We start from the raw sequence: 26,073 nt of genomic DNA on the forward strand, positions 1-26,073 counted from the left end.
ACGACAACTATGGGCAATCACACGTCAGAATGATCTTAAAACGTATATTACCCGCTATGATTCTCTGTTTTTTGAAAATGGCACTGTTACCATTAACATGGGTTACGGAAACTCAATAATAAATGCTTTTAATGGACACTTTTACTTTGCCGGTTTGCCACCGTCCGGTCTTTATGCTTATGATCTCGATAGCCTGGATGTTCAATGGGATTATCAACCACCATCCCCTTATACCGAAATTTACGGCTTATCTGCTTATGGGCAGTTGGTTTATACCGGCACCGGGAATGGAAGTATCATTGGTTTGAATGCGAATGGCTTGACCAAGGTGAATACTCCTTTGAATACCGACAGGATACCATGGCTGGTTTATCGTGGGAGCAAATATATTGTTTCATATCAGACTTCCCGTTCCGGCCCCGAAAAATATGTGGCTTTGAACTACGGAACCACCGGAGCCGGAGCCGGATCAATACGCACTCAGCTTGATGTTAAGGGTTTCGGAGAAAAAAATACCGATAAAATCTATGTTTTTGGAAATGTTGGAGATACCGCGTATGTAATGGTTCTTGATGCCTATTCCGGACAAATATATGAAGAAGCTAATCTGAAAAAGCATACATTTCAATCAATGGTTGGAGCAGGCCCCAATAAGTACGTCCTGGCTACTGAAAATGCTTTATACGAATATAATGCACTCAGCCAACATCTCTATCAGGCTATTCCCGCCCCAGGAATAGGAATACTTGCCTATGATGAAGTCTCCGGATTTTTGTTTGCAGCCGGTTTATACAATATCCGGATCTATGATTATGAAACCGGTGGATTGGTTACAACCCTTCAAACACCATTTCCAATTGTAAACCTTCATATCAGGTATAACCGTTGAAAAGAATACATGTAATTACAGCCGATGGATCCAGTACAATCCGGTGGATAAATACTGGTGAGTGCTATCATTCTACTTTTGGCGCTTTAACCGAATCAAAATATATTTTTATTGATCAGGGGTTTTCTGTAATTTCAAACAAAAGCCCTTTAAGGATTCTGGAAGTAGGAATGGGTACCGGATTGAATGTGCTTCTTACCTGTTGTCAGGCTGTTCGGGAAATGAAAACGGTTTATTATCACGCATTGGAACCCTTCCCCCTGGAATCCGATACATGGAAACAATTAAATTATGCGGAACAAATTTCTGTGTGCGAAGCCGATCATTACCTGGAAAAAATTCACACAGGAAAACCAGGCAAAGTTTTTCTCCTTGCACCGGATTTCCGTTTCTTAAAAGATACAAGCGGTATTCATGAGGCGGTTCTTTCCCCGGATAATTATGATCTTGTTTATTACGATGCTTTCAGCCCCGATACACAACCGGAAATGTGGAATTTACCTGTATTACAAAAAGTGTATCGTGCCCTTACCACAAACGGCTTGTTTCTTACTTATACTGTCAAAGGCGAAGTTAAACGCAATCTGAAATCAATCGGATTTGCAGTGGAAATACTACCGGGACCACCGGGGAAAAGGCATATCCTGAGGGCTAAGAAGACAGATTAGCGAATGTGGAACCCTTCAAAATCCTCTGCCGGTGTGTCCTGGATAGATAAATCATCTACCCTGGCCCAGTCTGGCCCCTGCCGGCAAAATGCTATGAAGTCTTCAATGTTGCTTGGTTCACCTTGCGCTTCAACATAAACGGAACCGTCCGGTAAATTCTTCACGAAACCTTTAATATTGAGACTTAGTGCTTTCTTTTGTGTATAATATCGAAATCCGACATTTTGCACCCTGCCGTGTATGTGTAGGATCACCGATCGTTGGGTCATGGATTCAGCCTTTTTATAATTAATTCATTGATTTTTTCACACAAGCGCATCGGATCCTGTATGCGCCACGCAAAAGAATTAAACCTCCCTCCGAATGCAATATAGTAATCAAGATTGGCCGCACTGAATTCATTGATGACGTGTTCCCTGAAATTCAAACCAATAATCCATCCATCTTCAAGCTCATCACTCCATTCCTGATAATAATCGTTGTCTCCCGAATGAAAATTCAGGATATTCTCCCCGATCAGGATGAACTTATTAATCCCACACTCCATAAGCGGCTCTGCAATATTCCTTTTGAGATACATGATGTCGTTGTGAAGAGCATCATTCCATTCCCCCATCATCTCTATAATACAATAACCGGTATTGTATTCTGCATATAGGACCTTGATGTAAAGGGTAGACGACCCTATTTCATCCCACTGGGGATGAATGTAATGGTCATAAATTGCATGTTTGAAAGTAAACTCACTGTATTCCCTTCCATAGAAAGGAGACAATTCATCCTCGGATGCAATGTATATGTGCCTCCAGGAATAATATGGCTCTATATTGTGCATATACTTTGACTTACTATAGCAAGTATGTATTCAGATGAAAGGGTTTTAGATTGCATATTTTATCTCTGGTACTGCTTTAAGTCCTTTATATAAGCCTTCCAGGATGGATTTACTGCTTATCGTAATATTCACCGTGAAACTTATGTAATTGCCTTTACTGCTGTTTTTTGTCCTCCAGTCGTTATAAGGGATGTTTAGTGTTTCAAGGACCTGTATGATCTTTTCTTTGTTCGTTTGATCAGGGTTTGCAGTATCCATTATAACTTTCAGATCGTAATTGACCGGGTAATTTACTTTCTCCTCGCCGAAAAGATTACATATGGCGTTGCTTCCGTTATTTCCCATTTTTTTATTGTTTTCTAACCAGGATAACATTGCTAAAGGCAAAATGTTGCGCTCAGGTGCACCCATTTATGATCCTTCCCCGATTTAAACTCCGGTGTTAAATAAAAAACTCCGGCTTCCAGTTCAAGCCAGCGGTATCTGAAAAAAAATCCGGTTTCTGCAGCAAAGGTAAACCGCAAAATGTCATCCGCTTCTAAAGAATAGGGATTATCCTTGTTGAACAAACCTCCCTGTAATGTGGCGTCGTATCCTACCAGAGTTCCTTTGGCTTGCACCCGGAAAGCATATTGAATATTATGCCTGTACGTCCGGTCTCTTCCGCAATGCAATCCCATCCCCTGGAAATAGGGCTCGTACCTGCCAACCAAAATGGATGCATCCAGTTGAAGATTGTCATATAGGGTTCCGGCAATAGCGCTCCCTTTCATGTTAAAACTAAAAAAATCTTTCTCTACAATGCCCTTTTCAATGCCTGCTGTATACGACAATACGATATCGTTTCCTATCTGGTTTACCCAACCGGTAGGTTCTGTATTATGCAAAGTGGTTTGAATGAGCCCCCCAAGAGAGGTGGGTCCCAGCATGCCTATATCCAGTCCTGAATTGATTTTGATCTTTCTGCCGGGATCAAAAGTGATCTTTTCATATCCAAGATATAAATAACTGGCGAAGGGTCTGTCGTTTTCCAGGATGTAGGTTACATCCAACCGCGTTGGGGTATACATATTCTGTACGAGCTTCATGCCATAGTAATTCAAGGAAGGACGACGATATGGGATGGTCAGCCCATAGGGGAGAGATTTTTCCATTCCCGGATGAAAATATTGGAATTGTATCCCGTTGGTGTAATAATAATCCATGCTGAAAAATACATCGTTATCAAAGCCAATGGAAAAATACCTGTGGGGATCGGTCTTTGGTAACCGGTTGGCAATATTGGCCCGTTCGCTGTCGTATACCAGCATGGATTTAGGCTTGGTTCTTTTCTCTGTTATTTGCGGGGCATGCTTAGAACTAAGCCATATGGGGACTTCTGGTTTTCTGATCCTTATCTGATTTGTATCCACATTAGCCGTGACATCAAGGAAACGTAAAGTATAGTAGGAGGAAGGTGGCTGTGGTGATGCCCAGGGTAGCAGGAATGATGCAGGAGGTTTTTCTGCCTCAGATAAAGATAACTCCTCAGGGCTTTGCTCCCTCATGCAGGCAGCCATGATGAGGATGGTAATAATGATTATGATATAACGTAGTGGCAGCATGATAATCGTGATCCCGGCAAAAATAACACATTAAAATGTTCCCGGATATGTACCCGGGAAATCCTGTATATTCACCTTAGAATATTTTAGGATACTTCGCAGGATTAACTTCGTGCATGATATTGTAAACAGCGTCAAATACATCCTCGGCGTTGGGATTGGAAAAGTAATCCCCATCGGTACTGTATGCTGCCCGATGTGGTTTTGCAGTTAATGTTCTGGGCTGTGCATCAAGGTGATAGAATCCGTTCTGCTCTTCCAATACTTTTTGCATCATAAATGAAGTAGCTCCTCCCGGAACATCTTCGTCAAAGAATAGAATTTTGTTGGTTTTCTTAAGAGATTCAGCTATAACATGCTCTGTATCAAAAGGCAAAAGGGTCTGTACATCGATAAGCTCCACGTCAATGCTGAACTCCGTCAATTGGGCAACGGCATCCTGGGCAATCCTTACACAGGAACCATAAGTAACCAGCGTAATATCATATCCTTGTTTAAGAATCTCCGGTTTGCCGGGTTTTATCATGTATTCACCAATATTTGAAGGTAACTTCTCTTTTAACCTGTATCCATTCAAAGGTTCAATGATTAACGCGGGTTCATCGGAAGCCAGCATAGCATTGTAAAAACCCGCAGCCTGGGTCAAATTCCTGGGTACAATAACATGTACTCCACGAATGGAATTAATGACCATACTCAAAGGAGAACCTGAATGCCAGATGCCTTCCAGCCTGTGTCCTCTGGTGCTGATGATCAAGGGTGCTTTCTGCCCTCCTCTTGTACGGTATTGTAAGGTGGCCAGGTCGTCGCTAAGTACTTGCAAACCATATAACAGATAATCAAAGTACTGTATTTCCGCTATAGGTCTTAACCCCCTCATAGCCATTCCTATACCCTGGCCAATGATGGTTGCTTCCCTGATTCCTGTATCAGAGATCCTGAGTTCTCCGTACTTGTCCTGCAGACCTTCAAGGGTCTGATTCACTCCTCCGATTTTTCCGACATCTTCGCCGAAAATAAGAGTATGTTTGTTATGCGAAAAAATATAATCGAAGTTCATTTTCAGGATCTCCCTGCCAGGCACTTCGGGAGCATTTTCAGGTATAATGGGGGCGATCTCCTGTAGATTTCGGACGGAATGCCTGGATTCACTCCACAAATGTGAGCTGTAATCCTGATTTTTGTTCAGCATAGCCTGGTCGCGCCAGGTCATAACATTTATCTTTAACGAGTTTTGTGGATTGGAACAATGATCGCATATCAACCTGAGTATCTTCTTTCCCGACGACATTATATCTTTCCAGATAGGTTCCCCAACCATGGCCAGTTCCTGTTTAATGTGATCGATCTTGGCTGTCTTGGCACAATTACAGGTACTGATGTCTACCATTCGGAGAAAATCATCCCTTTGTTCTGAGATTGGCCGGATAAACCTTTCCCATGCATTTCTCCTGGCTTCTTTTACACGCTTTGCAGCATTTTTTTCTATATCATCCAGTTCCTCAATGGTCGCGATGTTGTTTTCAAGTATCCATTCTCTCATCTTTTGCACACCATCATGATTTTCTTCCCACTTTAATTGTTCTGGTGATTTATAGCGTTCGTGCGAACCGGAGGTTGAATGACCCTGGGGTTGCGTGAGTTCTGTGATATGAAATAAAACCGGAATATGTTCCCTTCTGCATCGTTCAATTCCTTCCTGGTAGGCGCTGACAAGAGCAGGGTAGTCCCATCCCTTCTCCTTATAGATCAGAATCCCGCTTCCCTTGTCCTCCTTCCTGAATCCGCTAAGCAGATCGGAAATACTGTCTTTGGCTGTCTGGAATTTCCGGGGAACGGAAATTCCCCACCCATCATCCCAAACGGAAACGGCCATGGGTACCTGCAAAACAGCAGCAGCATTAAGACTTTCAAAAAAATGACCTTCAGAAGTACTGGCATCACCTATCGTACCGAATGCAACCTCGTCACCGTTACGTGAAAAGTTTACGTCATCCTTAAGCTCCGCATTGTTTCTGAAAATCTTTGATGCAAGGGCTAATCCAAGCAATCGTGGCATTTGGCCGGCAGTAGGGGAGATGTCGGCAGAAGAGTTCTTTTGCGCTGTGAGATCTTTCCATTCACCTGCTTCATCCAGACTTCTTGTAGCAAAATGATTGTTCATGACCCGTCCACCCGTACCCGGATTGGATTCCGGATTCGTATCACCGTAAAGCTGAGAGAAAAACTCCTCCAGGGTCATCATTCCCGTTGCAAGCATAAAAGTCTGATCACGGTAATATCCCGAACGCCAATCCCCGTCCTTGAAAACCTTTGCCATCGCCAACTGGGGAATTTCCTTCCCGTCTCCAAAAATCCCAAATTTTGCCTTACCTGTGAGTACTTCCCTGCGGCCAAGCAAACTTGCCTGACGACTTTCCTGTGCTATTCGGTAATCCTGCAATATCTCTTCCTTCGCGGGAAGAGCGTTGGATACTTTTTTCCTAGGCTTTGCTGTGGCTGTTTTTTGTCCCATGATTTGTATTGGATTGCTCTGTGATAGGAACAAAAATAGCCAAAAAAGGTTTAATTCCGGATGACCAACCCAAGCAAACTACGCTGTAAACCGAATATTTGGTTCTGAAGCTTCCCATTAAACTCTGTTCGCAAATTGCAATAACCATATTTTAATACGAAACTGCAGTTAGGATCATTAATTAAGCAATACTTGTTTGATAAAATGGGTTCTGTGAGAAATGCCTGTGAGAAAGGGTCTGTTAAACTTGCTTTCCCATATGGTTTTATGGATAGATAACATCTGCCCGGATGTTCTGATCCTGATTTTTCGTCCCATTCTGTCGTTTATTTTAACAAGTTTTTTATCAAGTTTTATTGCCTTGCCCTCAGGTACCTGGATCTCAATGGTGACTTCATGCTTTGTCCAGGGTATGCTGTCTGGTAGAACATAATAATTGGCCAGAAGAATACTGTTTTCCGTTGATTCAAATTCATAGGTAACCGCTGAGGCATTTTCCAGAGCATCGTGATGATTTTTACCTCTTGCCTTAACGTACATGATCAAATGGAATTCGTTATCATGACTTTCAGTGGTTTCCAGTCCAATTTCTCCAATGTATTTCTTTTCATGGGCAAGGGCGACTTCAAAGTCATCGGTAACCATTAAAACATCTTTTCCTTCAAGCAGTGCTTCCGGCATTCGGTTTTTCAACCCCAGATGCAATGTATCCCCAACAGGTTGAATAATGGAAAACTCCGTTTCGGTCTGTTGCTCAAACTGGAAATGCCTGGCGGTCCGGAATGCATAAATCCCTACTATGATCAATCCTGCTAACCAAATATTAAATGCTGTGAGCCCAAGATACCTTATCCGTTCAAACCTGAAAATCATTCTGGCCGCATTGTAAATAAGCATGATAAGCGGAACCGATATTAATAAGATGATTCCGAGATAGAAAAAACCATATGACTGACCTGCGGGATTTAGAAAGTAAAACAGTGTCTGAAATGGAAGACTAACTACCTCATAATGGTCTGTGAAGAAAATGCCTTCAAATCCGAAAAGCAAGGTTATGAAAGCTGCCAGCATCCCCAGACCTGTCAATAATAAAGCGATACCGAGAATGATAACCAGTACTCTTACTACCAACTTAAGACCGTCAAGCAATATTAAAAGAAAACGCTCTATTACATTACCCGGCGAAACTGCTTTTTTTTTAAATTGTTCCTTTGTCTGTCCTGTCAGATCCTGAAGTTTTGAACGGATATGCTCAAATTCTTCCCTTATGGATTTTTCAATGTTCTCCACTGTAACCTTTTCACCTCTCATTTCCAGTTTTTCTGCAGTTGTATTGGCTTTGGGAACAACAGCCCACAAAATAAGGTAAGCCAGAACACCGGTTCCCCATACGAACAAGAACACTATGAACATCAACCTGAACCATAACGGATCTATCCTGAAGTATGCCCCCAAACCGCTACAAACACCCCCAAGCACCTGATGGTCAGGATCCCTGTATAGTCTTTTTGTGCTGTATTGGGTTTGTTGTTCACTCTTTTGGTCATCTTCATCGTCTTCGTCAAAGTCGACGGGTTGTCCAAGAATAGCTATGATACGTTCTATATCTTCTATACTTATGACCTGTTTGTTGTCTTTCAGGTTTTCCTGCAAAAGTTCTGAAATACGGGTTTCGATATCTTCCAGTATCTCCTCCTTACCCTGGGTCTGGTCAAAATGCCTTCTCAATGATGCCAGATAAATATATAGCTTTTCATAGGCATCTTCATCGATCTGGAAAACAATACCCCTGATGTTAATTGAAATGGTCTTTTTCATATATATAATGGTATTTATTCTTTTACTTTTTCTGTTATTTGCGCAACGGATTCTACAAGGTCATTCCAGATCGAATGCAACCTGCTTAACATGATCCTGCCGTTTTCCGTAATTACATAGTATTTCCTCGGAGGACCCGATTTCGATTCCTCCCACCGGTAATTTAGAAATCCATCATTCTTTAATCGCGTTAATAGAGGATATAAGGTACCCTCAACTACAATTAATTGTGCGTCTTTTAATTGAACCAGAATATCCGATGCGTAGGCATCGTGCCTGTCAATTATCGAAAGGATACATAACTCCAGTACCCCTTTACGCATTTGTGCTGTTTGTTTCTCGATATTCATGCGACAAAGATAATACATTTTTTAATACTATGCAATACATAGTAGTAAAATATTTTAAGTATTTTTTATAGGATACTACTTTAGAAAATTTATTACATTCTTTTTATCCTGATTATTAAGCATATATATTGAAAATTGAATTTCGCTTTACGCTGAAAAAATTTTAGAGTTTTTCAGATTTGTTTCAAATAGTGACCCTCAATCAAGAAAGTTGAACTTTTTATGATATACTTTGTTTAATGAGCATTAGTATATGTTAAACAATTTAAAACTCTGAATTATGAAAAAAGGTATTTTTATTATCGCGATTTTGGTGACAGCCGCAATATTTGGGTGTAAAGGGCCCGAAGGTCAAAAGGTCACTTCCGGTGAAGCTGCAGAACCGGGTAATGACAAATCGGGCGCATCCATTGTTTATGCTGCAGATACTGTACAAAGTGTCATTGAGTGGTTAGGTACCAAACCAACAGGTGAACACTACGGAACCATTTTTCTTAGCAGCGGCAAACTCATGGTCGAAGATGGCAGTTTGGTTGGTGGTGATTTTGTGATTGATATGAAATCTATTGAAAACGAAGATGTTCAGGATCCTGAGTATAATCAGAAACTTGTTGATCATTTGAAATCCGCAGATTTTTTCGAAGTAGAAATGTATCCGGTTTCACGTTTTGTTATTACTGGAGTAGAAAAGGTTGATGCCGGATCGGTTAAAGACAGCGAGTTTCGACCAACTCATAGGATAACCGGTAATCTTTCCATGAAAGATGTTACCCGTAGCATCACTTTTGATGCTGTAGTTTCAATGAAAGGGGATGAGGTTATAGCCTATACGCCTCAGTTTGTAATCGACAGATCGGAATGGAACATAAAATATGGGTCCAGAAAATTCTTCGACAATTTGAAAGACAACTTCATATACGATGAAATAGGTTTGAAGATTAAACTTATTGGGAAAAAATAACGAAAAACCCCGGATATTCCGGGGTTTTTTATTCTTCAGCCATAAATTCTTTTTTACCAACACCACATACCGGGCAGGTCCAATCATCGGCTAAATCCTCAAATGCCGTTCCCGGGGAAATGTTTTTGGATGGATCCCCTTCCTGCGGATCATAAACATAGCCACAAACCAGACAGCGATGTTTGGTTTTTTTATTTTCTGAATTTTTCATTTCCATTTCATCTATTTTATCTTGTTGTTTAGCATAATTTGTGAATGTAGGTGCTTTTTCCGGCGAAAGTCCCTTAATTACCTCTCTGTACCAACTATAGGTTAAAGGAAGTGATTCACTATCCAGGATTTTGGCATCCGATACTTTCCCAATAAAGAGAATATGGGATCCTGTATCAATAGTTTGTTCCAGATTACATTCAAGATAGGCTATGACATTTTCCGTGACAATAGGAACTCCGCTTTTACCTTTGATATAGTTGACCTTTGCGAACTTATTTATGTCTTTTCCGGATTGAAAGCCCCATGGGCCAATAAATCCCATTCCTGTTTCCTGTTTAAGAACAGAAATGGAAAATAATCCACTTTCCCTGATATACGCCGTTGTGAGATTTTCTTTATGACTCGCGACTGCAAATCTCGGTGGGTTGGCTGTGACCTGAAAAACAGTATTGGAAATATGTCCGTTATATTTCTGTTCCGCGTTGAGAGAACTTACTATATAAAGACCATAAGTGATTTTAAAAAAGGCACCGGTTTCCATATTTTACAGGATTTGTTTATCCTGTAAATATAAGAACTTCCTCTTTAATGCTAAAGTGAAAAGTTAATTACTGAGCCAGGTAACGATTTTGTCAGTGTAAGGACTTTCCCGGGGTGGTATAACATCCAAGAGGTTCCCGTTTTCATCTATCATGAATTTCTGAAAGTTCCATTTAACTTCGGCATCCATAACCCCATTAAGCTCCTTATTTGTCAGCCAGGAGTATAATGGGTTTATATCCTTGCCTTTCACCGAAATTTTAGCCATCATTGGAAACGTTACCCCATAATTGATCTCACAAAAGGTTTTAATTTCTTCATTGCTGCCAGGTTCCTGTTTTAAAAAATTATTCGCCGGAAAACCTATAATGGTAAATTTGTCCCCTCCGTACTCTTCATATAGCTTCTGCAATTCAGCATATTGAGGCGTAAACCCACATTTTGAAGCCGTGTTGACCACGAGAATTTTCTTGCCTTTAAATTCAGATAAAGCTATTTGCTTTCCGTCTATTGTTTCAACCGTGAAATCGTGAAAATTTTTATTCTCCTGCGCTAATGCTTTCATTAAAGTTGTTGTGGTAATGAATAAAACAAGCAGGTATTTCAGTGTTTTTTTGCCTGTAAGTTTCATCTTTATTATCTTTTGAGTTCCCGTAATAAACAATATGTTGCGATAAATGTTCAGCCCGCCTTTGCGCTGTCACGCTTTGATCCGCAATTCCTCTTATCTTTGCTGCTTTAAATTTCTATTATGTTCAGATTCAGATATCTTAATCTGGAAAAAAACGAATGGCTGACCTTTCGACTGCATACCATATATTTTGCTATTGAGGGAATAGTTTTGGGAGTGTTGGCACTGAATGAATATGTTTTTATAAAAAGTATGCAGGGAAGCGATTATCAGCTTGCTTTCCTTTTCCAATTCAGTATGATGGTGTTTGTCTTCCTGATCATTTTTAATGCAATCAGGAAAAGGATACGGAATAAAAAGATAATGCTTAGAGTTACTGCCCTGGTAACCCGCCTTCCTCTGGTGCTTATTTTCTTTTTCCCGCGAAATGAAGCAGAGATGATGTTGCATCCCGGATATCACTACATTTTTCTCGGATTGTTCCTTATTTATTACTTTGGCAACATTGTTATCTTTCCTGCTATTAATGTGTTACTGAAAACCAATTACCGGCATCAGAATTTCGGGAAATTATACAGCTATACAACTTCTTTGAATAAGGTCATCTTACTGGTCACTACCTTTATATACGGCTTGATGCTTGATATGAACAGCTTTGTTTTTGTTTATATCTTTCCGGTCGTTGCCATTCTCAGCCTCATATCTATTTTCTTCCTCTCGAGGATACCCTATGAAAACATACAGCAATATCCTAAGGGTAAAAATATTCTGGATTCTGTACGCGTGTCAGTTCGCGATATGATACATATCCTGAAAACCAATAAACCCTACCTTCATTTTGAGATCGGTTTCATGCTGTATGGTTTTGCTTTCATGGCAACCTACCCTTTAATTAATATCTATTTCAAGGATGGTCTGGCTTTAAATTATTCCAGTGTGGCTTTTTATAAAAATGCTTATAATATACTCGCAATTTTCATGTTGCCTTTTTTTGGCAAGCTTATGGGGAATATTGATCCCAGGAAGTTTGCATCTTTTTCATTTGGTTCCCTTCTGCTTTATCTCTTCTTTACCGTTTTTACTGAGTATTTCCCTTATTACCGTGACCTATGGGATATACGCCTGTATTTTAGCCTGATGCTTGCCTTTATATTCTATGGAGTTTTTGCTGCCACCATGCCTCTACTTTGGAATATCGGTTCTGCATACTTCTGTAAACCTTCCGATGCCGATGATTATCAGGAATTACATTTATTCCTGACCGGATTTCGGTCCTTGTTTTCTCCGGTTGCAGGAGTATTTCTCTACAATCTTATTGGGATGAAAGCTACTTTTATCCTTGCTATTTTGAGCCTCATTCTCTCAATGCTGGTCATGCGATGGTCGTATAAGAAAAATGCTCCCTCCGGCATCTAAAAAAGTTTTTTTTTACTTTAACCATTGCCTGACCCGATAAATATCGAATATTTTCGCGACCCTGATGACAATTTTTTCTTCTGGTATTTTGTTTGCATTTATAAGTGTATTATATTTATACCTTCAAAATCGCTGATTGTGGGTTATGCATGATTCTTCTACAGGATTTCTACCCTGCTTTCTTTGCGGTTATTGATATGTAAAGAGATGTTCTGACTGGTGCAAGTGTCTGGTATACAATGTTGTATGTTGCCGGATAAAAAGATCTTGTCAGTGGCAGTTTTACAGGTACGCTAAAATTTGCAGACATGGGTCAGTTAAAAAAAACAAAAACCGTTTTGCTTTATGCAACCATTTGGATAGAAAACAGTAAAAGAGGGTTACAATCCAATATTATGAGAGTTGTTCATCTAACCTTTTCGATATTATTGGTGTTATCCCTGAGCATCCTTTCTTCGTATGGGCAATCACCCATGACGCATAGCAAGAAATTTACAGATAATTGGTTTATCAACGGAAATGTTGGTGTTAGCCAGTTTTACGGAGATATGAGCGAAGAGAACCCCTTTCAAAAAATTCTTTTTGACACTCGCATAGGTACAGGACTTGTTCTGGGAAAAATGATCACCCCATATCTGGGCGTCAGGGGTGAAATTCATTACGCCAAACTAAAAAGTACCCGCAAGTATTTAAGTTATAACCCTAACGGAGAGTATTTCGTCGCCTGGAACCTTGTGGAATTGAATCTTGCAGCTAATATTAATTTTGTTAACCTCATTTTTGGATACAACTCACGCAGGGTTGTTACTGCTTACGGGATTATCGGGGCCGGGCTTACTAACTGGCAAACGGAGCTGTTCGATTTTAAAACGAATCAGAAGATCCGGGATAATGGTTATGATGGAAATGGTATGCTAAACATGACCACGGAATTTGTCCTTCCCTTTGGTGCCGGCATTAATTTTAAAGTACATGACCACATTGATGTGAATGTTGAAACCACCTGGAGAGGAGTGAATTCCGACAAACTGGACGCCAAAGTCGGTGGCTTTAAATATGATATTTATACGTATTCGTCAATTGGGATCACTTATAAGTTTAACCTTGTAAAATCCAAAGCCGCTCCTATTCCTGAAGAAGAGGAAGAGACTCCGTTGATCTATGAACCGCAGGAGAAAGAAATTATCGACACGGATGTTCCAGAACCTATAGTAAGGAGGCCTGTTGAAATTGTGGAAGAACCAGAAGAACAAATCACGGAAGAATACGATGAACTTCCTCCGGTTGAGGATGTTCCTGAAATTGAATTCCGTGTTCAGATCAGGGCTTCTTATTCCAAACCCATCCCTCCTGATGAAATTCTTTCCTTTGGTGTCCCCGACAGGATCCGTGAAGAACTATCAGATGGTTGGTACCGCTATACCGTGGGATCTTTCGATAATATCACGGATGCAACAGATTACCGTAGCTTGGTTCGCAATACCTATGGCATCAGCGATGCCTTCGTGGTAGCTTATGTTAAAGGTGAACGACTCAAGAGCCTGCGCTATCTTGATGGTAAATATACCGCAGAAGGATTTAACGTTCTGGAGGAAAAAGCAGACAATATCCGCTATGGGGTGCAGATTGCTGCTTCTTATCTTGTTCAGATTCCTATTACCAAGCTACAGGAAACATACAGACTTGATGAACCTATCCGCGAGGATATCCAGGACGGCTGGTACAGGTATTCTGTTGGCTCATTTGACCAATACTGGAAAGCTAAGGAGCACAGAAATGTCCTGCTTACAAGAAACAATGCTCAGGGTAGTTTTGTAATTGCCTTTAAGGATGAGATCAGGTATACCATTGTTGAATTGCTTGGACTGGAAACCCGCACTGCTTCACCAACTGAAATTGTCGGTAAACCCAGGAGAAATGTTACTTTCAAAGTGCAATTGCTCGTACTTGATCCTGCAGTGCAAATTTCGGCTGATGAACTGAAAGCTCAATATAATATTCAGGAAGAAATTCAGATTGTTAATGAAAACGGTCTTGTAAAATATCAGATTGGAAACCTGAACTCATATGAAGATGCATGCCTGCTCAGAGACCAGATCGTGGGTCTCGGGGTGAAGGATGCTTTTGTTGTTCCTTATGAAAATGGAAGGAAAATCCATATCACTGAAGCTTTTGATAACTAGCTCTCCATAGTTATAGTTGGGATCAGCAGTATGTTATACTGCTTGCATGTTTCTCTTGCCCGGTAGTAATACCGGGCATTTTTTTATTAAAAATTTTCATAAATCCCCAGTCCGAAAAGGGCATAATCATATCTGACCGGGTCTTCCGGACAAAGAAGTTTTAATGATTCCGTTAATTCAATAGCCGCTTTCCAATCGTTCTGCCTGCGGGATAATAATCCAAGTTCCCGGCTGACTCTTCCTGTATGGATATCCAAAGGACAGATGAGATTGGCCGAACTGATGTCTTTCCATATACCAAAATCCACTCCCGAATGATCTTTTCTAACCATCCAGCGGAGAAACATGTTGATCCGTTTGGCAGCAGATCCGCACTCCGGATTGCTGATGTGCTTCTCGGAACGCCTCTCATGAGGCCATCGTAGAAAAATCTTTCTGAAATTCATGATCCTGTTGATAACCTCCTGCTCATCCATTGCCTGCGGCATCCTGAATAGATCCTCAAGCCCCCCGAATTGCTGGTAAATATTCCGTAAGGATCTTAGAAAAAAAATGCAATCTTCTCCGCTAAAAGTCCGGTGACGGAAATTCCGGAACCTCTCCGTTTCAACATCCGTTGCGCCCATGATGAAATCGAAAGGACTATAATCCATCCATTCCATCATTTGCCGCGCATTGCGTATTATAGTTTTTCTTTGCCCCCAGGATATAGTGGCTGAAAGAAACCCTGATATCTCAATGTCTGCTTTTGCAGTGAATAAATGCGGAATACATACCGGATCATTTTCTATGAAATCCTGCGTGTTGTAACGCAGGTATTTTGATTCCAGGAATTCTCCCAGTCCTTCTATCGGGTATTTTATCGTTTTCAAGCTGTTCTGTGCAGGGAATTTTTCAAAGATAACAAAATGATGAGGACTGTTATGAATCATTGTTTTTCGGTAATTTTAACATATATTTGTAAGTTGTGAAAGTTGACCCATCCATGAAAAACTCCCTTACGATATACCTTGCAATCTGTTTATCCCTTTTCGTCATTAAGGGCTTTTCGCAAACGGATACCGTACGATTTTTACCTCACTGGTTACACCAGGCTCAATTTTCCGGCTATTATATGGCTAAGGAGAAGGGCTTTTATATGGATGCCGGACTATATGTTGACATTTTGTTTGGGGGGCCGGATCATACAACATATATGTGCATAGAGAATAATTCAGCGGATTTTTACAGCCATTTCTTATCGGGAGCAATAGAGGCTTATGATAAAGGATATGAAAACATTAACATTTGCCAGCTCAGTCAAAGGTCCGCTCTAATGTATGTTAGTCAAAAAAGAGGCGGATTAGAGCTCCCTTCCGATTTCGCAGGAAAGAAAATAGCCATTTGGAATGCAGGATTCCGTGAATTACCATTGATTTTTCTGAAAAAACGCAATATTGATGCCGAAATAATCCCCATAAAAAGCACAATTAATCTATTCTTAAAGGGTGGAATAGATGTTATGTGCGTGATGTGGTATAACGAATTCCATCAGATCTTAAATGCAGGGATAAATGAAGATGAATTGAATGTGATACATTTTAGTGATTGGGGTATGAATTTCCCTGAAGATGGGATTTATTGCAGAAAGGATTATTTTGTTGAAAATCAGGAGGTATGTAAACGCTTTATCGAAGCCACTCTCAGAGGTTGGCAGTATGCGTTTGAAAATAAACAGGAGACAATTGATGTTGTAATTGGTTATATGAACCGGTTTAATATTCCTGCTAACCGGGCTCATCAATCATGGATGCTAGACCGTATGCAGGATGTTATGTTACCGGTTGGTTCAACGATGATGACAGGATCTCTGAATCCATCCCAGTATGAAGAAGTTGGAAAAACCATGCTGGAATATGGGTGTATAAAGAAAATACCTGATTATCAAGAGTTTTATATTGAAACATATAAGCCTCGAAAATAGTAATCAAGGAGTATCATGATAAAAATAGGCATTTTTTATAAACTCTCTATTGCTGTTCTGACCATCGTTCTGTTGGTTTTCGGAATTATCCTGACATATAATTACAATATCTCCAAAAAACTCCTGTATAAAAATGTTGAAGAAAACCTTATTCATCTGGCTAATTCAGCGGTAAACCGCATAGAAACCCTCACTACGGCGTCAATGCAGCTTCCGGAGAATCTTGCACGAATCATCCTGAAATTTCAACCCGACGTCCCCAGGATGAAAGAATATCTTGATATCCTTGTCGAGAATAACCCGGATGTTTTTGGTTCCTGCATTGCGTTTGAACCTTATGATTTTTATCCTGATTCCCTGTATATGTCCCTTTATTCTTACAGAAAAGGCGATTCAATTCTTTTTGCAAATCTTGGGAAAGAGTCCTATAACTATTTTCTTTGGGACTGGTATCAAATACCTAAAGAATTGAAGCAACCGGTCTGGTCGGAACCTTATTTTGATGAAGGTGGCGGGAATATTATTATGTCAACTTATTCTGTACCCATTTTGGATGGGAATACCGTTAAAGGTATTGTAACTATTGATATTTCAATGGATTGGCTTCGGGATTTTGTTTCCGGCATCCGCATTTTCAATACGGGGTATGCTTTTCTCATTTCCGGAAATGGCTCCATAATAACACATCCTGAGCAGGATTTTATTATGAACGAAAGCATATTCAGCCTGGCAGAAGAGTATAATTTGCCCGAATTAAGAGATATAGGAAGGTCTATGATAAAGGGTGAAAGCAATTTTGTGTCATATACTCCACCGGATACGAAAACGCCAGGTTTTCTTTATTATACACCCCTGACTTCCACAGGTTGGTCATTGGGTATCGTGATCCCCGAAAATGAGTTGATGGCCGACCTTCATCGATTACACCGTGCCTTATTGTCAATTGGTATCATCGGAATCTTCCTCCTGATTATTTCTATCCTTTTTATATCTTCCAGGATAACCAATCCTCTCCGTAAACTTGCCAGGATCAGTACTGAAATAGGAAAAGGAAATTTGAATGTTGATCTTCCGGTAAGAAAATCAAAGGATGAAATTGCCTCTCTGAACGATTCGTTCCGAACCATGCAAACGGCATTAAAGCAGTATATAGAAAATCTGAAGGAAACAACGGCTGCCAAGGAAAAAATTGAAAGTGAAATAAAGATAGCCAGGGATATTCAGCAGGGAATTCTTCCGAAAATCTTTCCTCCTTTTCCCGACAGGGAAGATGTTGACCTGTTTGCTTTTCTCGAACCTGCACGCGAAGTTGGAGGAGATCTGTATGATTTCTTTTTTATTGATAATGAAAATCTTTGTTTTGCTATTGGAGATGTTTCAGGAAAAGGGATCCCTTCTTCGTTGCTGATGGCCATTACGCGTACCCTTCTCCGTGCCAAAGTAGTATCCCTTATCGATCCCAATGTTATTGTTTCACAGATGAACAGGGAATTATGCCGCGATAACGACAATGCAATGTTTGTAACGTTTTTCCTGGGTATCCTGAACCTGCCTACCGGAAATCTTTCTTATTGTAATGCCGGACATAATTTCCCCCTCCTGCGTAAGCAGAATCATGAAATTATACCATTAAGCCAAACCCACGGTACTCCATTGGGATTGTTTGAAGAATATCAGTACCACATGTCATCGCTGACCCTCGATAAAAAAGATATGTTGATTCTCTATACGGATGGGGTTTCTGAAGCATTTGACCCCAATCAGGTATTGTATAGCGAAAAACGTATAGAAAAAATAATTGCCGGTTATCCATCGGATGATCCCAAAGGCTTATCCCTGAATATCCAGGAAGATGTTAAAAAACATAGCGGTATTGCCGAACAATCCGACGATATCACTATCATGGTAGTAAGATATTATTAATGTCATGGAAAAGATCAGGCTTCATCTGAAAAATGATATCGGAGACCTTGGGAAAATGATCAAGGAACTGGACAGAATATCCAATCTCTGGGGCCTGTCCATGAAAGATACTATGAATATTAACCTCCTTCTCGAAGAGATTGTTACCAATATCGTTTTTTATGCGTATGATGATGAAAAGGACCATTCTATCGTTCTGTCTTTCGAAAAGATTGGCAACCAGATCAGAATAGAAGTAAAAGACGATGGCAAACCATTCAATATACTGGAAGCCCGCGAACCGGATATTGAAGGGAAGAGTTTGAATGAAAGGAAAATCGGTGGTCTTGGAATACATTTTGTCAGACATTTCTCAGATGAAATTCATTATGATCGAAAAAATGACGAGAATATACTTACCATTATTAAATTGATACAATCTTAAACAGTTTTTTCATGAATATTAAAGAACGAAAAGAAAAAGAAGCCCTGGTAATAAGCCTTGAAGGAAGACTTGATACCACCAATTACAATGAACTGGAGAGAAAGCTTTCCATGATTTATGATGACAAACCGGTGAATATCCTAATGGATTGCAGTCAACTTCAGTATATTTCCAGTTCAGGACTCCGGGTAATGCTTATGTTTCTGAAGAGATCCAAAACGGCTGGAGTGAAATTTGTATTATGCAGTCTGCAAGACCCGATTCGCGAGATTTTCGATATATCAGGATTTACGGGTATATTTGAAATATTTGCCACATGCGATGAAGCACCGAAATAACCCTTGCTCGAATGGTTAAATACATACATTTTAAAAATCCGACCTCCACGGAGATAGAAGAAACCCTTAAAAAAATCCCCAAATCCCCGGGTGTTTGTTTTTTTATCGATATCATTAATTCAACGGATATCAAGTATACTACAGAAGTTTGGCAATGGGGGAAAAAGCTGAATAATACATTTAATTTCATTTCTTTTCTGAACGACCTGCCCAACAATGTTGTTAAAGGAATCGGCGATGAATTGATGCTGTTTATACCCGATGATGACCTGAAAGCAAAAAGTTCCTACAATAACTATCTTTCCTTGCTTGAGGAAATATATGCAACGATAGATAATATTAAAAACTATCCGGTTAAAGATGTTTTTCTGAATTGTAAAGTTGCCATTCATTATTGTACTGAGGTATATAATATTTCATTCTTTAAAAACGCCAATGATTATTACGGACAGGATATTGATTTGACTGCCAGATTGATGGCTAAGGCCAAGGCAAATCGTATCGTGTTAAGCGAAAAGTTTTACGCCAAGGTAAATAATGATGTTGCCACATTGAATATCCAAAAGAGTCAGACTTGCCTTAAACATTTGTCTGATAAATATATGGAGGATTTTAAAGGCGTTCCTGTACCCACTGAATTCAGGGTCATCGATGTATAACTGGGTTTGTTTTTCCTGCTTGAACTTTTACGGTATTTCAATGTTTATTTTGTTAGTAAAACCGGGGGTAAGCCGTTTCCGGTAATAGAATTTCGAAAACCAACCTATTATGAAAAATATTCAGGATACCAGAGTGACAGTTTGCCGCAAGTCGCATTTTAATGCCGCTCACAGGCTGCATAATCCCAATTGGGAAAATTCAAGGAACAGGGATGTTTTTGGGGTATGCAATAACGATAATTATCATGGGCATAACTACGATCTCATTGTAAAGGTAAATGGCAGGATTGATCCGGATACCGGCTATGTTATAGATATGAAAATACTTCAGGACCTTATAGATGAACACATTATCGCTCGTTTTGACCACAGAAATCTGAACATGGATACAAAGGCGTTTGCAAACCTCAATCCTACCGCTGAAAATATAGCTGTGGTGATATGGAACATTTTGAGGGAGGTAATCCCTTCCGGTTTTAAGCTGGAGGTTGTTCTTTATGAAACAGAAAGAAATTTTGTTGAGTATGCCGGACCAGATGCCTTATAAAATATGAAAAAGAAAACTATTGCTGTTGTGATCATCCTGGTGATCCTGGTTTTTCTGATCTTTATTCTCTTTCAACCTTTTCAATCCCCGCCAGAGCCTGTAAAACGGACCGGAGTTCAAAAACCCCTTTCCATTGAAGGCAGTGTGCAGATATTTTCCTCCGGACAGCAGACGATTCCTCCAATCATTGTTTATATTGCCATTGCTGATGATCCTTATGAAAGGTCGAAGGGTTTAATGTATAGACACTCTTTGCCGGATACAGTGGGTATGTTTTTTATCTATGAAAGGCAGGAGATCCTGAATTTCTGGATGAAAAATACTCCAATATCTCTGGATATAATCTTTCTGGACAGAGATTATCGTGTTGTAAGCATTGCTGAACATACTCATCCTTTTTCAGAAGACATGATACCGTCGATCAAACCTGCCCGATTTGCCCTCGAGGTAAATGCGGGTTTTGCCGAAAAGCATGGTATCAAACCCGGAGATCATCTGGTGCTCAGCCGTTATCCCTGATTTCTCCCGGCTTTTTTCCCTGTTTCAAGTTTCTTAATAGAAAACGGAAACTCATAATGATCCGGTACAGGATCAAAGCCGCTGGTACCCCACGGGTGGCATCGGGATATCCTTCTTACCGATAGCCATAACCCTTTAAAAATACCATGCTTCTTTAATGATTCTACAGCGTATTCGGAACAGGTCGGCAAATGACGGCATGATGCAGGTGTAAGAGGCGATATTACATACCTGTATACATATATCAATAGCAGAAAGGGAAATATTAGTATTTTTCGGATCATTTGTCAGAAGAACTACGCAGGAATTTGTCAATACCCGGTAATACTTCATCCTGCAAAAGCGGCTTATTTATGACTCCATCCAATTGCTGCATTATTTCTGCATCCGGGTCAGGGTTATTTTCAGGATTTATCATACCGATGATTACAAGGTCGGGGTTGGTTTCCTTAAGCTTGCCGATAAGGTCGGGTTTGCTTTTAGCCAATAAGGTATATGCAATCAGAATCAAATCTATACCCCGGTTATTGCGGCAAATTTCAATGGCCTGCTTGCCGGTACCCACAAAAAGTACTTTTACACGCTCTTTTAAAAAATCTTCGAGTATGATATAATCCTGGATTATCTCTTCAACTATGAGAATTTGTTTGTTGTTCCAGGATAGTATCTCTCTCCTCCGGGATTCCGACTGGATAATATCCGGCAATTCAAAGAAAAATGTAGATCCTTTTCCCAGTTCTGAATCTACCCAGATATGTCCTTCAAGCATGGAGACAAGGCTGTGTGTGATGGCCAGCCCTAATCCCGTGCCTTCCTTCTTTATATTTAATGGTTTCGGTTCCTGGATAAACCGGTCAAAAATCAGTTTCTGATATTTCTTCGAAATACCTAAACCGGTGTCTTTTACATAAAATTGGACATTTTGTTCATCTATGATGGTATATCCGTATTCAACCTGACCCTTGGAAGTGAATTTGAATGCGTTTTCGATCAGGTTTGAAAAGATTTGTTTTAACCGTGAAGGATCGGAATTGATGACACAAGGCTTGTTCTTATTGGGGATTTTAAGGTTTAGCTTAATGGATTCCTTGCCCTTTTTAATTTTCAAAGAATTAAACACCGTATATAACTCTTGCAGGAAGAGGTTAAGTTCAAAGTTGATCTTTATCAGTTTCAACATGTTTGAACGGATACGTGTAAACTCCAGGATATCATTGGTCAGGTTCAGCAGGGCCTGGCTATTGCTGTTTATGATCTGGAGAAATTCCGACCGTCTCTTTTCGCTGAGGTCAGGGGTTTGCAACATATTGGCAAAGCTGATAATCGCCTTTATGGGTGTTTGAATTTCATGAGACACATTTGCAAGAAAAACCGATTTTGACTTATCCGATTCCTCTGCTTTTTCTTTTGCTTTGATTAACTCTTCATCATACCTTTTTCGCTGGATAGCATTTGCAATGATCTGTCCCGTGATCTTATATGCATTGACCCATTCTTCTGTCCACTCGTGCTCTTTCTCTACAGAGTCGAATCCGTAAAACCCTATTAGCAGGCGACCAATAAACATAGGTAATAGAATGGAGGTTCTGAAGTCTGATTTTTCCAGCTTATCTCTCAGGTCTATCCCTAGATTGAATTCCTTCAGATTATCGTTTTCCAGTATTATATGTTCACTGTTATCCAGTTTCAGATATACAGATCCCGACCATGATAAGGGAATACGTTGGAGTATGTCATTCCTTGAATTAAGATTATGCCCGTTCCACTCGTGGGACAGGACAAATTCCTTGGATTCCATATCCAGCAGGTATACATAACCCCTTTCAGTATGAGTAAAATTGGCTACATCTTTAAGAGCTTTTTCTATCCCCTCATCAATCTGAATATTATCCAGCCGGATAAATTCTGATGAGGTTTTATTGATAAGCTCAATAAACTCCATTCTTTGCCTGAGTAATTGCTCGGCATACTTTCTCATGCTGATGTCGCGGATGGCCGTAACCCACACATCTTTACCCTTGTACTGGTATTTCTTGCATTGAATTTCTGCAGGAAATCTCATATTGGAGGCATTAATTGCCATAACTTCCAGGGGAACATCTTTTTCTACAGAAAACGCTTCGGTGAGCTGATCTTCTGATTCAGAAGTAAATAACCCGAAAATATCTTTACCGGCAAGCTTGTCATATGGGAAGCCGAAAAGGTCAACCGCAGCCTGATTGGTCTCCAGGCATATCCTGTCTTCAGAAATAATTATGGCTTCAAAGGCTGCTCTCGATAACGCGCTGTGCCTTTCCTGACTTTCAATAAGAGCAATCTCCGCTTGTTTTCTTTCCTCAATCTCGGTTGTGAGAAGCTTGGTCCTTTCTCTCACTTTCCCTTCCAGATCCATGTTGAGAAGTTGAAGTTCATGGATCATCTGCTTTCTTTCGGTAATATCTTTTATGATACTTATTACGAGATCGGGTTTACCCTGCTTGTCACGAATGGTACTAACAGAAACCTCGGTGAAGATCTCATTGCCTGAAATATCAAAAAAAGAATATTCCAGGTTTTTCAGATAATCATTGTTTCGGAGCAAAGCGTAATCCTTATATGCATTATCCCGGTGCTCGGTTCCGATCATATTCAGGAATATTTTACCAAATGGATCTGTATTAATGATCCTTTCAAAAAATACCCCGGCAGCATGATTATATTTAATGATTTCATTTTCCAGGTTTGTAACAACGATAGGGTCTGGTGATGATTGTAATATCCTTTCTATGGTTTGCTGATTTCTTCTGAGCTCATTTTCGTTTTGTTTTTGTTTGCTTATATTAACCATTACCCCCCGGATGCCGGTAGCTTTATCGGCATCCATAATGGCAGATGAATACATGAGCGCAGGAAAAGTTCTGCCGGTTTTGGTTCTGACTCTTATTTCCAACTCTTTTTCAGGATTGTCTCTGGAAATTACATTGAGAAGCCCTTCTATTTTTTCCATGGAATCGAGACCGGGAAGGATAAGCTTGTGGATGAATAGCCCTGATTCAACATCCTCATGTGAATATCCCAGTATTTCCAATGCCCGCTTATTAACAAAGGTTAGCCTTCCGTCCAGCCCGGTTTCAAATACAATCTCAGGTAAAAGTTCTGCCAGATCCCGAAAGCGTTTTTCTGTTTCCCGGACCTTGCGATCTAATTCCATCGTATTGCCTATATCCTGGATCATTCTGAAAAGCTGATGCTGATCCAGAGGCTTGAGAAGGTAGCCCGATACACCCATCTCAATTGACTTGATAAGAAAATCAGTGTCTTTATGCCCGGAAACAAAAATAACCCTGATCTTTTCATCCGTTTTTCGGATTTCATGGATCATTTCCAATCCATCCATGCGGGGCATTTTTATGTCGCTGATGATCAGATCCGGCTTATGTTTTTTGTATATCTCTATGCCTTCAATCCCATCCTCCGCAAGATAAACATTGGAAATAACTTTTTTGAGTAAATTGGAATACAATACCCTGGAGATTTTGTCATCTTCAACAAGCAACACTGAGATATTTAGCTTTTCCATGTTTCTTACCTTAGAGGAATGCAAACAAATATACGAAATATCCGGTTTTATATCATTTTAGGCAATTATGATTATAAATTCGTTGAATGTAAAAATTATTCTTAACTTTACCATAATTAATCCCGGGAATGAAAACAAAGATATTTTTGTAAACGGGATAAAACCAAAGCTTATCCGATAAAGACTTGAGGTAATGGAAAAAATCAAGATTTTGATCGTAGAAGATCATGAGGTAGTGATCAAGGGGATCAAAACCCTTCTGGAGCCTTATGAAGAACTGGAAATAACCGGCTATGCGCTTGATGCAGATGAGGCTCAGCGAAAAATTGAACACCTGATGCCCGATGTTATCATTATGGATATTAATCTTCCTGAAGTCTCAGGCATCGAACTTACAAAGATCATCACGGAAAAATATCCCGATGTGAAAGTGGTCTATTATACTTCACATGTTGATGAAGACCTTATTACTCAAGGTTTTGAGGCGGGTGCCTTTGGTTATGTGCCTAAGAATTTCAGCACCGAAGAATTGATCGAAGCAATCCACATGGTACACCAGGGCCAGAAATTTATGAAGGGTATTGTGTCTGAAAAATTCCTCAGCAGTTATCTCAAATCTGAAAAAGAGAAGAAGATGAAGGAAAATGTTCCTTTGTCTGAAAGGGAACTGGAAGTGCTTAAATTTCTCAGTCAGGGCATGAGCAATAAACAAATCGCGGATAAGCTATTCATAAGCATCAGGACGGTGGAAACACACAAGCATAACCTGATGAAAAAACTTAACATATTCAGTACTGCGGAGTTGGTTATTTATGCTATTCAAAACAGCATCATAAAGATATAGCCTGACCTTTGGTGCTCTACGTAGTTTCACGTAATCCCTTTACGTATTTTTTCACGGTGTTTTTCTGTACAATCCCCAATTGACGTGTCTTACCTCTTGCCGTATTTTTGTCAAGGATCGTAATTTATAAGATTTGGGTTTTGCATTCCGGAAGTCCAAAAAGAGCAGATCGGTTTCCGGAATGTTTTTTGGGAAGCAACTAAAACCAAATATTGCACGCTAACTTAGTCAAAAAGCCTTTAAAGATAAGCAATGGAAACGTTGCTTATCTTTTTTTTATGCTAAAAAGCGGGCAGTATAAGAGCCTGGAGTGTGCATAAGATCTTCGGGGGTTCCTTCAAAAATAACCCTGCCACCTGCTTCTCCTCCTTCAGGTCCCAGATCAATTACCCAATCCGCAGCTTTTATTACCTCCACATTATGTTCAATCACAATAATACTGTGTCCCCTTTCTATAAGAGCAAAAAAGGCATTGAGCAGATGGTGTATGTCGTGAAAATGCAAACCGGTAGTAGGCTCGTCGAAAATAAACAGGGTAGGGGTATGATTTTCTCCTTTTGACAGGAAAAATGCAAGTTTGACCCTTTGTGCTTCGCCTCCGCTGAGTGTGCTGGAGGATTGACCCAGCCTGAGATATCCTAAACCTACATCCTGCAATGGTTTTAATTTGGAAA

At 40.0% G+C, this 26,073-nt stretch carries 26 protein-coding genes; 13 read left to right on the top strand and 13 right to left on the bottom strand.

Annotated features, from left to right (window positions below; translation table 11 throughout):
- Together KKA81_06595 and mnmD are read left to right on the top strand one after the other, a co-directional pair.
- On the top strand, positions 1-889 hold an 889-nt coding region (locus KKA81_06595), incomplete at its 5' end, for a PQQ-binding-like beta-propeller repeat protein (GenBank protein ID MBU2650583.1).
- Positions 886-1,557 (top strand): tRNA (5-methylaminomethyl-2-thiouridine)(34)-methyltransferase MnmD, encoded by a 672-nt coding sequence (gene mnmD / locus KKA81_06600; protein ID MBU2650584.1) that lies wholly within the window; start codon positions 886-888, stop codon positions 1,555-1,557. The genes KKA81_06595 and mnmD, both read left to right, overlap by 4 nt.
- Here the strand turns inward: mnmD and KKA81_06605 are convergent.
- The 7 genes from KKA81_06605 to KKA81_06635 all read right to left on the bottom strand — a co-directional run bounded on the left by KKA81_06605 (position 1,554) and on the right by KKA81_06635 (position 8,679).
- The gene (locus tag KKA81_06605) at positions 1,554-1,826 is read right to left on the bottom strand and encodes an acylphosphatase (GenBank protein MBU2650585.1); all 273 of its coding nucleotides are present in this window, start codon (positions 1,824-1,826) and stop codon (positions 1,554-1,556) included. The genes mnmD and KKA81_06605 overlap by 4 nt on opposite strands.
- Complete coding sequence (locus KKA81_06610; GenBank protein MBU2650586.1) at positions 1,823-2,392, bottom strand: hypothetical protein; 570 nt, start codon at positions 2,390-2,392, stop codon at positions 1,823-1,825. The genes KKA81_06605 and KKA81_06610 overlap by 4 nt, the downstream gene beginning before the upstream one ends.
- A 45-nt stretch (positions 2,393-2,437) precedes the next feature.
- Positions 2,438-2,737, bottom strand: coding sequence for a DUF493 domain-containing protein (locus KKA81_06615; protein ID MBU2650587.1), 300 nt, complete (start codon positions 2,735-2,737; stop codon positions 2,438-2,440).
- Between the two features lie 32 nt (positions 2,738-2,769).
- Entirely contained in the window at positions 2,770-3,996 is a 1,227-nt protein-coding gene (locus KKA81_06620) for a lipid A deacylase LpxR family protein (GenBank protein MBU2650588.1), read from the bottom strand.
- Positions 3,997-4,072: 76 nt separating this feature from the next.
- Positions 4,073-6,511: a transketolase gene (locus tag KKA81_06625; protein MBU2650589.1), complete on the bottom strand. Its 2,439-nt coding sequence runs from the start codon at positions 6,509-6,511 to the stop codon at positions 4,073-4,075.
- Between the two features lie 177 nt (positions 6,512-6,688).
- Entirely contained in the window at positions 6,689-8,329 is a 1,641-nt protein-coding gene (locus tag KKA81_06630; protein MBU2650590.1) for a PspC domain-containing protein, read from the bottom strand.
- A 14-nt stretch (positions 8,330-8,343) separates the two neighbouring features.
- Positions 8,344-8,679: a PadR family transcriptional regulator gene (locus KKA81_06635; GenBank protein MBU2650591.1), complete on the bottom strand. Its 336-nt coding sequence runs from the start codon at positions 8,677-8,679 to the stop codon at positions 8,344-8,346.
- Positions 8,680-8,959: 280 nt separating this feature from the next.
- Here KKA81_06635 and KKA81_06640 point away from each other — a divergent pair, with 280 nt between their 5' ends.
- Positions 8,960-9,640: a YceI family protein gene (locus KKA81_06640; protein MBU2650592.1), complete on the top strand. Its 681-nt coding sequence runs from the start codon at positions 8,960-8,962 to the stop codon at positions 9,638-9,640.
- Positions 9,641-9,668: 28 nt separating this feature from the next.
- On the opposite strand, the gene KKA81_06645 is transcribed toward KKA81_06640, so the two are convergent.
- Positions 9,669-10,394: a rubredoxin gene (locus KKA81_06645; GenBank protein ID MBU2650593.1), complete on the bottom strand. Its 726-nt coding sequence runs from the start codon at positions 10,392-10,394 to the stop codon at positions 9,669-9,671.
- A gap of 63 nt (positions 10,395-10,457) precedes the next feature.
- Complete coding sequence (locus tag KKA81_06650; GenBank protein MBU2650594.1) at positions 10,458-11,024, bottom strand: glutathione peroxidase; 567 nt, start codon at positions 11,022-11,024, stop codon at positions 10,458-10,460.
- A 120-nt stretch (positions 11,025-11,144) separates the two neighbouring features.
- Between KKA81_06650 and KKA81_06655 the strand changes: the two genes are divergently transcribed.
- Positions 11,145-12,440, top strand: coding sequence for an MFS transporter (locus KKA81_06655; protein MBU2650595.1), 1,296 nt, complete (start codon positions 11,145-11,147; stop codon positions 12,438-12,440).
- 308 nt (positions 12,441-12,748) lie between these two features.
- Positions 12,749-14,623 carry a porin family protein gene (locus KKA81_06660; protein ID MBU2650596.1) on the top strand — a complete coding sequence of 625 codons (1,875 nt, stop codon included), beginning with the start codon at positions 12,749-12,751 and terminating at the stop codon, positions 14,621-14,623.
- Between the two features lie 86 nt (positions 14,624-14,709).
- Here the strand turns inward: KKA81_06660 and KKA81_06665 are convergent, their stop codons facing one another.
- The gene (locus KKA81_06665) at positions 14,710-15,555 is read right to left on the bottom strand and encodes a TIGR02757 family protein (protein ID MBU2650597.1); all 846 of its coding nucleotides are present in this window, start codon (positions 15,553-15,555) and stop codon (positions 14,710-14,712) included.
- Between the two features lie 182 nt (positions 15,556-15,737).
- Between KKA81_06665 and KKA81_06670 the strand changes: the two genes are divergently transcribed.
- From KKA81_06670 to KKA81_06700, 7 genes are all read left to right on the top strand, one after another.
- Complete coding sequence (locus KKA81_06670) at positions 15,738-16,586, top strand: ABC transporter substrate-binding protein (GenBank protein ID MBU2650598.1); 849 nt, start codon at positions 15,738-15,740, stop codon at positions 16,584-16,586.
- 15 nt (positions 16,587-16,601) lie between these two features.
- Positions 16,602-18,509, top strand: coding sequence for a SpoIIE family protein phosphatase (locus KKA81_06675; protein ID MBU2650599.1), 1,908 nt, complete (start codon positions 16,602-16,604; stop codon positions 18,507-18,509).
- Positions 18,510-18,513: 4 nt separating this feature from the next.
- Positions 18,514-18,933 carry an ATP-binding protein gene (locus KKA81_06680; GenBank protein ID MBU2650600.1) on the top strand — a complete coding sequence of 140 codons (420 nt, stop codon included), beginning with the start codon at positions 18,514-18,516 and terminating at the stop codon, positions 18,931-18,933.
- Between the two features lie 11 nt (positions 18,934-18,944).
- Positions 18,945-19,271 carry an STAS domain-containing protein gene (locus KKA81_06685; protein ID MBU2650601.1) on the top strand — a complete coding sequence of 109 codons (327 nt, stop codon included), beginning with the start codon at positions 18,945-18,947 and terminating at the stop codon, positions 19,269-19,271.
- Positions 19,272-19,282: 11 nt separating this feature from the next.
- Complete coding sequence (locus tag KKA81_06690; protein MBU2650602.1) at positions 19,283-19,930, top strand: hypothetical protein; 648 nt, start codon at positions 19,283-19,285, stop codon at positions 19,928-19,930.
- 109 nt (positions 19,931-20,039) lie between these two features.
- Positions 20,040-20,477, top strand: coding sequence for a 6-carboxytetrahydropterin synthase (locus KKA81_06695; GenBank protein MBU2650603.1), 438 nt, complete (start codon positions 20,040-20,042; stop codon positions 20,475-20,477).
- A gap of 3 nt (positions 20,478-20,480) precedes the next feature.
- On the top strand, positions 20,481-20,996 hold the full coding sequence (locus KKA81_06700; protein MBU2650604.1) for a DUF192 domain-containing protein: 516 nt from the start codon (positions 20,481-20,483) through the stop codon (positions 20,994-20,996).
- Here the strand turns inward: KKA81_06700 and yidD are convergent.
- Both yidD and KKA81_06710 read right to left on the bottom strand, forming a co-directional pair.
- Positions 20,987-21,280 (bottom strand): membrane protein insertion efficiency factor YidD, encoded by a 294-nt coding sequence (gene yidD, locus KKA81_06705; GenBank protein ID MBU2650605.1) that lies wholly within the window; start codon positions 21,278-21,280, stop codon positions 20,987-20,989. The genes KKA81_06700 and yidD overlap by 10 nt on opposite strands.
- The gene (locus KKA81_06710) at positions 21,277-24,555 is read right to left on the bottom strand and encodes a PAS domain S-box protein (GenBank protein ID MBU2650606.1); all 3,279 of its coding nucleotides are present in this window, start codon (positions 24,553-24,555) and stop codon (positions 21,277-21,279) included. Before KKA81_06710 ends, yidD begins: the two co-directional genes overlap by 4 nt.
- Before the next feature lie 193 nt (positions 24,556-24,748).
- On the opposite strand from KKA81_06710, the gene KKA81_06715 reads away from it, so the two are divergent.
- Entirely contained in the window at positions 24,749-25,399 is a 651-nt protein-coding gene (locus KKA81_06715) for a response regulator transcription factor (GenBank protein MBU2650607.1), read from the top strand.
- 276 nt (positions 25,400-25,675) lie between these two features.
- Here the strand turns inward: KKA81_06715 and KKA81_06720 are convergent.
- Positions 25,676-26,073: excinuclease ABC subunit A (locus KKA81_06720; protein ID MBU2650608.1), on the bottom strand; the 398-nt coding region annotated here is incomplete at its 5' end.

It is taken from the genome of Bacteroidota bacterium (genome assembly GCA_018831055.1).
Classification (GTDB): Bacteria; Bacteroidota; Bacteroidia; order Bacteroidales; family B18-G4; genus M55B132.

What these genes read in the sequence shown, in the direction of transcription:
- KKA81_06605 (MBU2650585.1), bottom strand. Translation starts at nt 1,826, where the DNA reads ATGACCCAACGATCGGTGATCCTACACATACACGGCAGGGTGCAAAAT.
- KKA81_06610 (MBU2650586.1), bottom strand. Translation starts at nt 2,392, where the DNA reads ATGCACAATATAGAGCCATATTATTCCTGGAGGCACATATACATTGCA.
- KKA81_06615 (MBU2650587.1), bottom strand. Translation starts at nt 2,737, where the DNA reads ATGGGAAATAACGGAAGCAACGCCATATGTAATCTTTTCGGCGAGGAG.
- KKA81_06620 (MBU2650588.1), bottom strand. Translation starts at nt 3,996, where the DNA reads ATGCTGCCACTACGTTATATCATAATCATTATTACCATCCTCATCATG.
- KKA81_06625 (MBU2650589.1), bottom strand. Translation starts at nt 6,511, where the DNA reads ATGGGACAAAAAACAGCCACAGCAAAGCCTAGGAAAAAAGTATCCAAC.
- KKA81_06630 (MBU2650590.1), bottom strand. Translation starts at nt 8,329, where the DNA reads ATGAAAAAGACCATTTCAATTAACATCAGGGGTATTGTTTTCCAGATC.
- KKA81_06635 (MBU2650591.1), bottom strand. Translation starts at nt 8,679, where the DNA reads ATGAATATCGAGAAACAAACAGCACAAATGCGTAAAGGGGTACTGGAG.
- KKA81_06640 (MBU2650592.1), top strand. Translation starts at nt 8,960, where the DNA reads ATGAAAAAAGGTATTTTTATTATCGCGATTTTGGTGACAGCCGCAATA.
- KKA81_06645 (MBU2650593.1), bottom strand. Translation starts at nt 10,394, where the DNA reads ATGGAAACCGGTGCCTTTTTTAAAATCACTTATGGTCTTTATATAGTA.
- KKA81_06650 (MBU2650594.1), bottom strand. Translation starts at nt 11,024, where the DNA reads ATGAAACTTACAGGCAAAAAAACACTGAAATACCTGCTTGTTTTATTC.
- KKA81_06655 (MBU2650595.1), top strand. Translation starts at nt 11,145, where the DNA reads ATGTTCAGATTCAGATATCTTAATCTGGAAAAAAACGAATGGCTGACC.
- KKA81_06660 (MBU2650596.1), top strand. Translation starts at nt 12,749, where the DNA reads ATGGGTCAGTTAAAAAAAACAAAAACCGTTTTGCTTTATGCAACCATT.
- KKA81_06665 (MBU2650597.1), bottom strand. Translation starts at nt 15,555, where the DNA reads ATGATTCATAACAGTCCTCATCATTTTGTTATCTTTGAAAAATTCCCT.
- KKA81_06670 (MBU2650598.1), top strand. Translation starts at nt 15,738, where the DNA reads ATGGCTAAGGAGAAGGGCTTTTATATGGATGCCGGACTATATGTTGAC.
- KKA81_06675 (MBU2650599.1), top strand. Translation starts at nt 16,602, where the DNA reads ATGATAAAAATAGGCATTTTTTATAAACTCTCTATTGCTGTTCTGACC.
- KKA81_06680 (MBU2650600.1), top strand. Translation starts at nt 18,514, where the DNA reads ATGGAAAAGATCAGGCTTCATCTGAAAAATGATATCGGAGACCTTGGG.
- KKA81_06685 (MBU2650601.1), top strand. Translation starts at nt 18,945, where the DNA reads ATGAATATTAAAGAACGAAAAGAAAAAGAAGCCCTGGTAATAAGCCTT.
- KKA81_06690 (MBU2650602.1), top strand. Translation starts at nt 19,283, where the DNA reads ATGGTTAAATACATACATTTTAAAAATCCGACCTCCACGGAGATAGAA.
- KKA81_06695 (MBU2650603.1), top strand. Translation starts at nt 20,040, where the DNA reads ATGAAAAATATTCAGGATACCAGAGTGACAGTTTGCCGCAAGTCGCAT.
- KKA81_06700 (MBU2650604.1), top strand. Translation starts at nt 20,481, where the DNA reads ATGAAAAAGAAAACTATTGCTGTTGTGATCATCCTGGTGATCCTGGTT.
- yidD (MBU2650605.1), bottom strand. Translation starts at nt 21,280, where the DNA reads ATGATCCGAAAAATACTAATATTTCCCTTTCTGCTATTGATATATGTA.
- KKA81_06710 (MBU2650606.1), bottom strand. Translation starts at nt 24,555, where the DNA reads ATGGAAAAGCTAAATATCTCAGTGTTGCTTGTTGAAGATGACAAAATC.
- KKA81_06715 (MBU2650607.1), top strand. Translation starts at nt 24,749, where the DNA reads ATGGAAAAAATCAAGATTTTGATCGTAGAAGATCATGAGGTAGTGATC.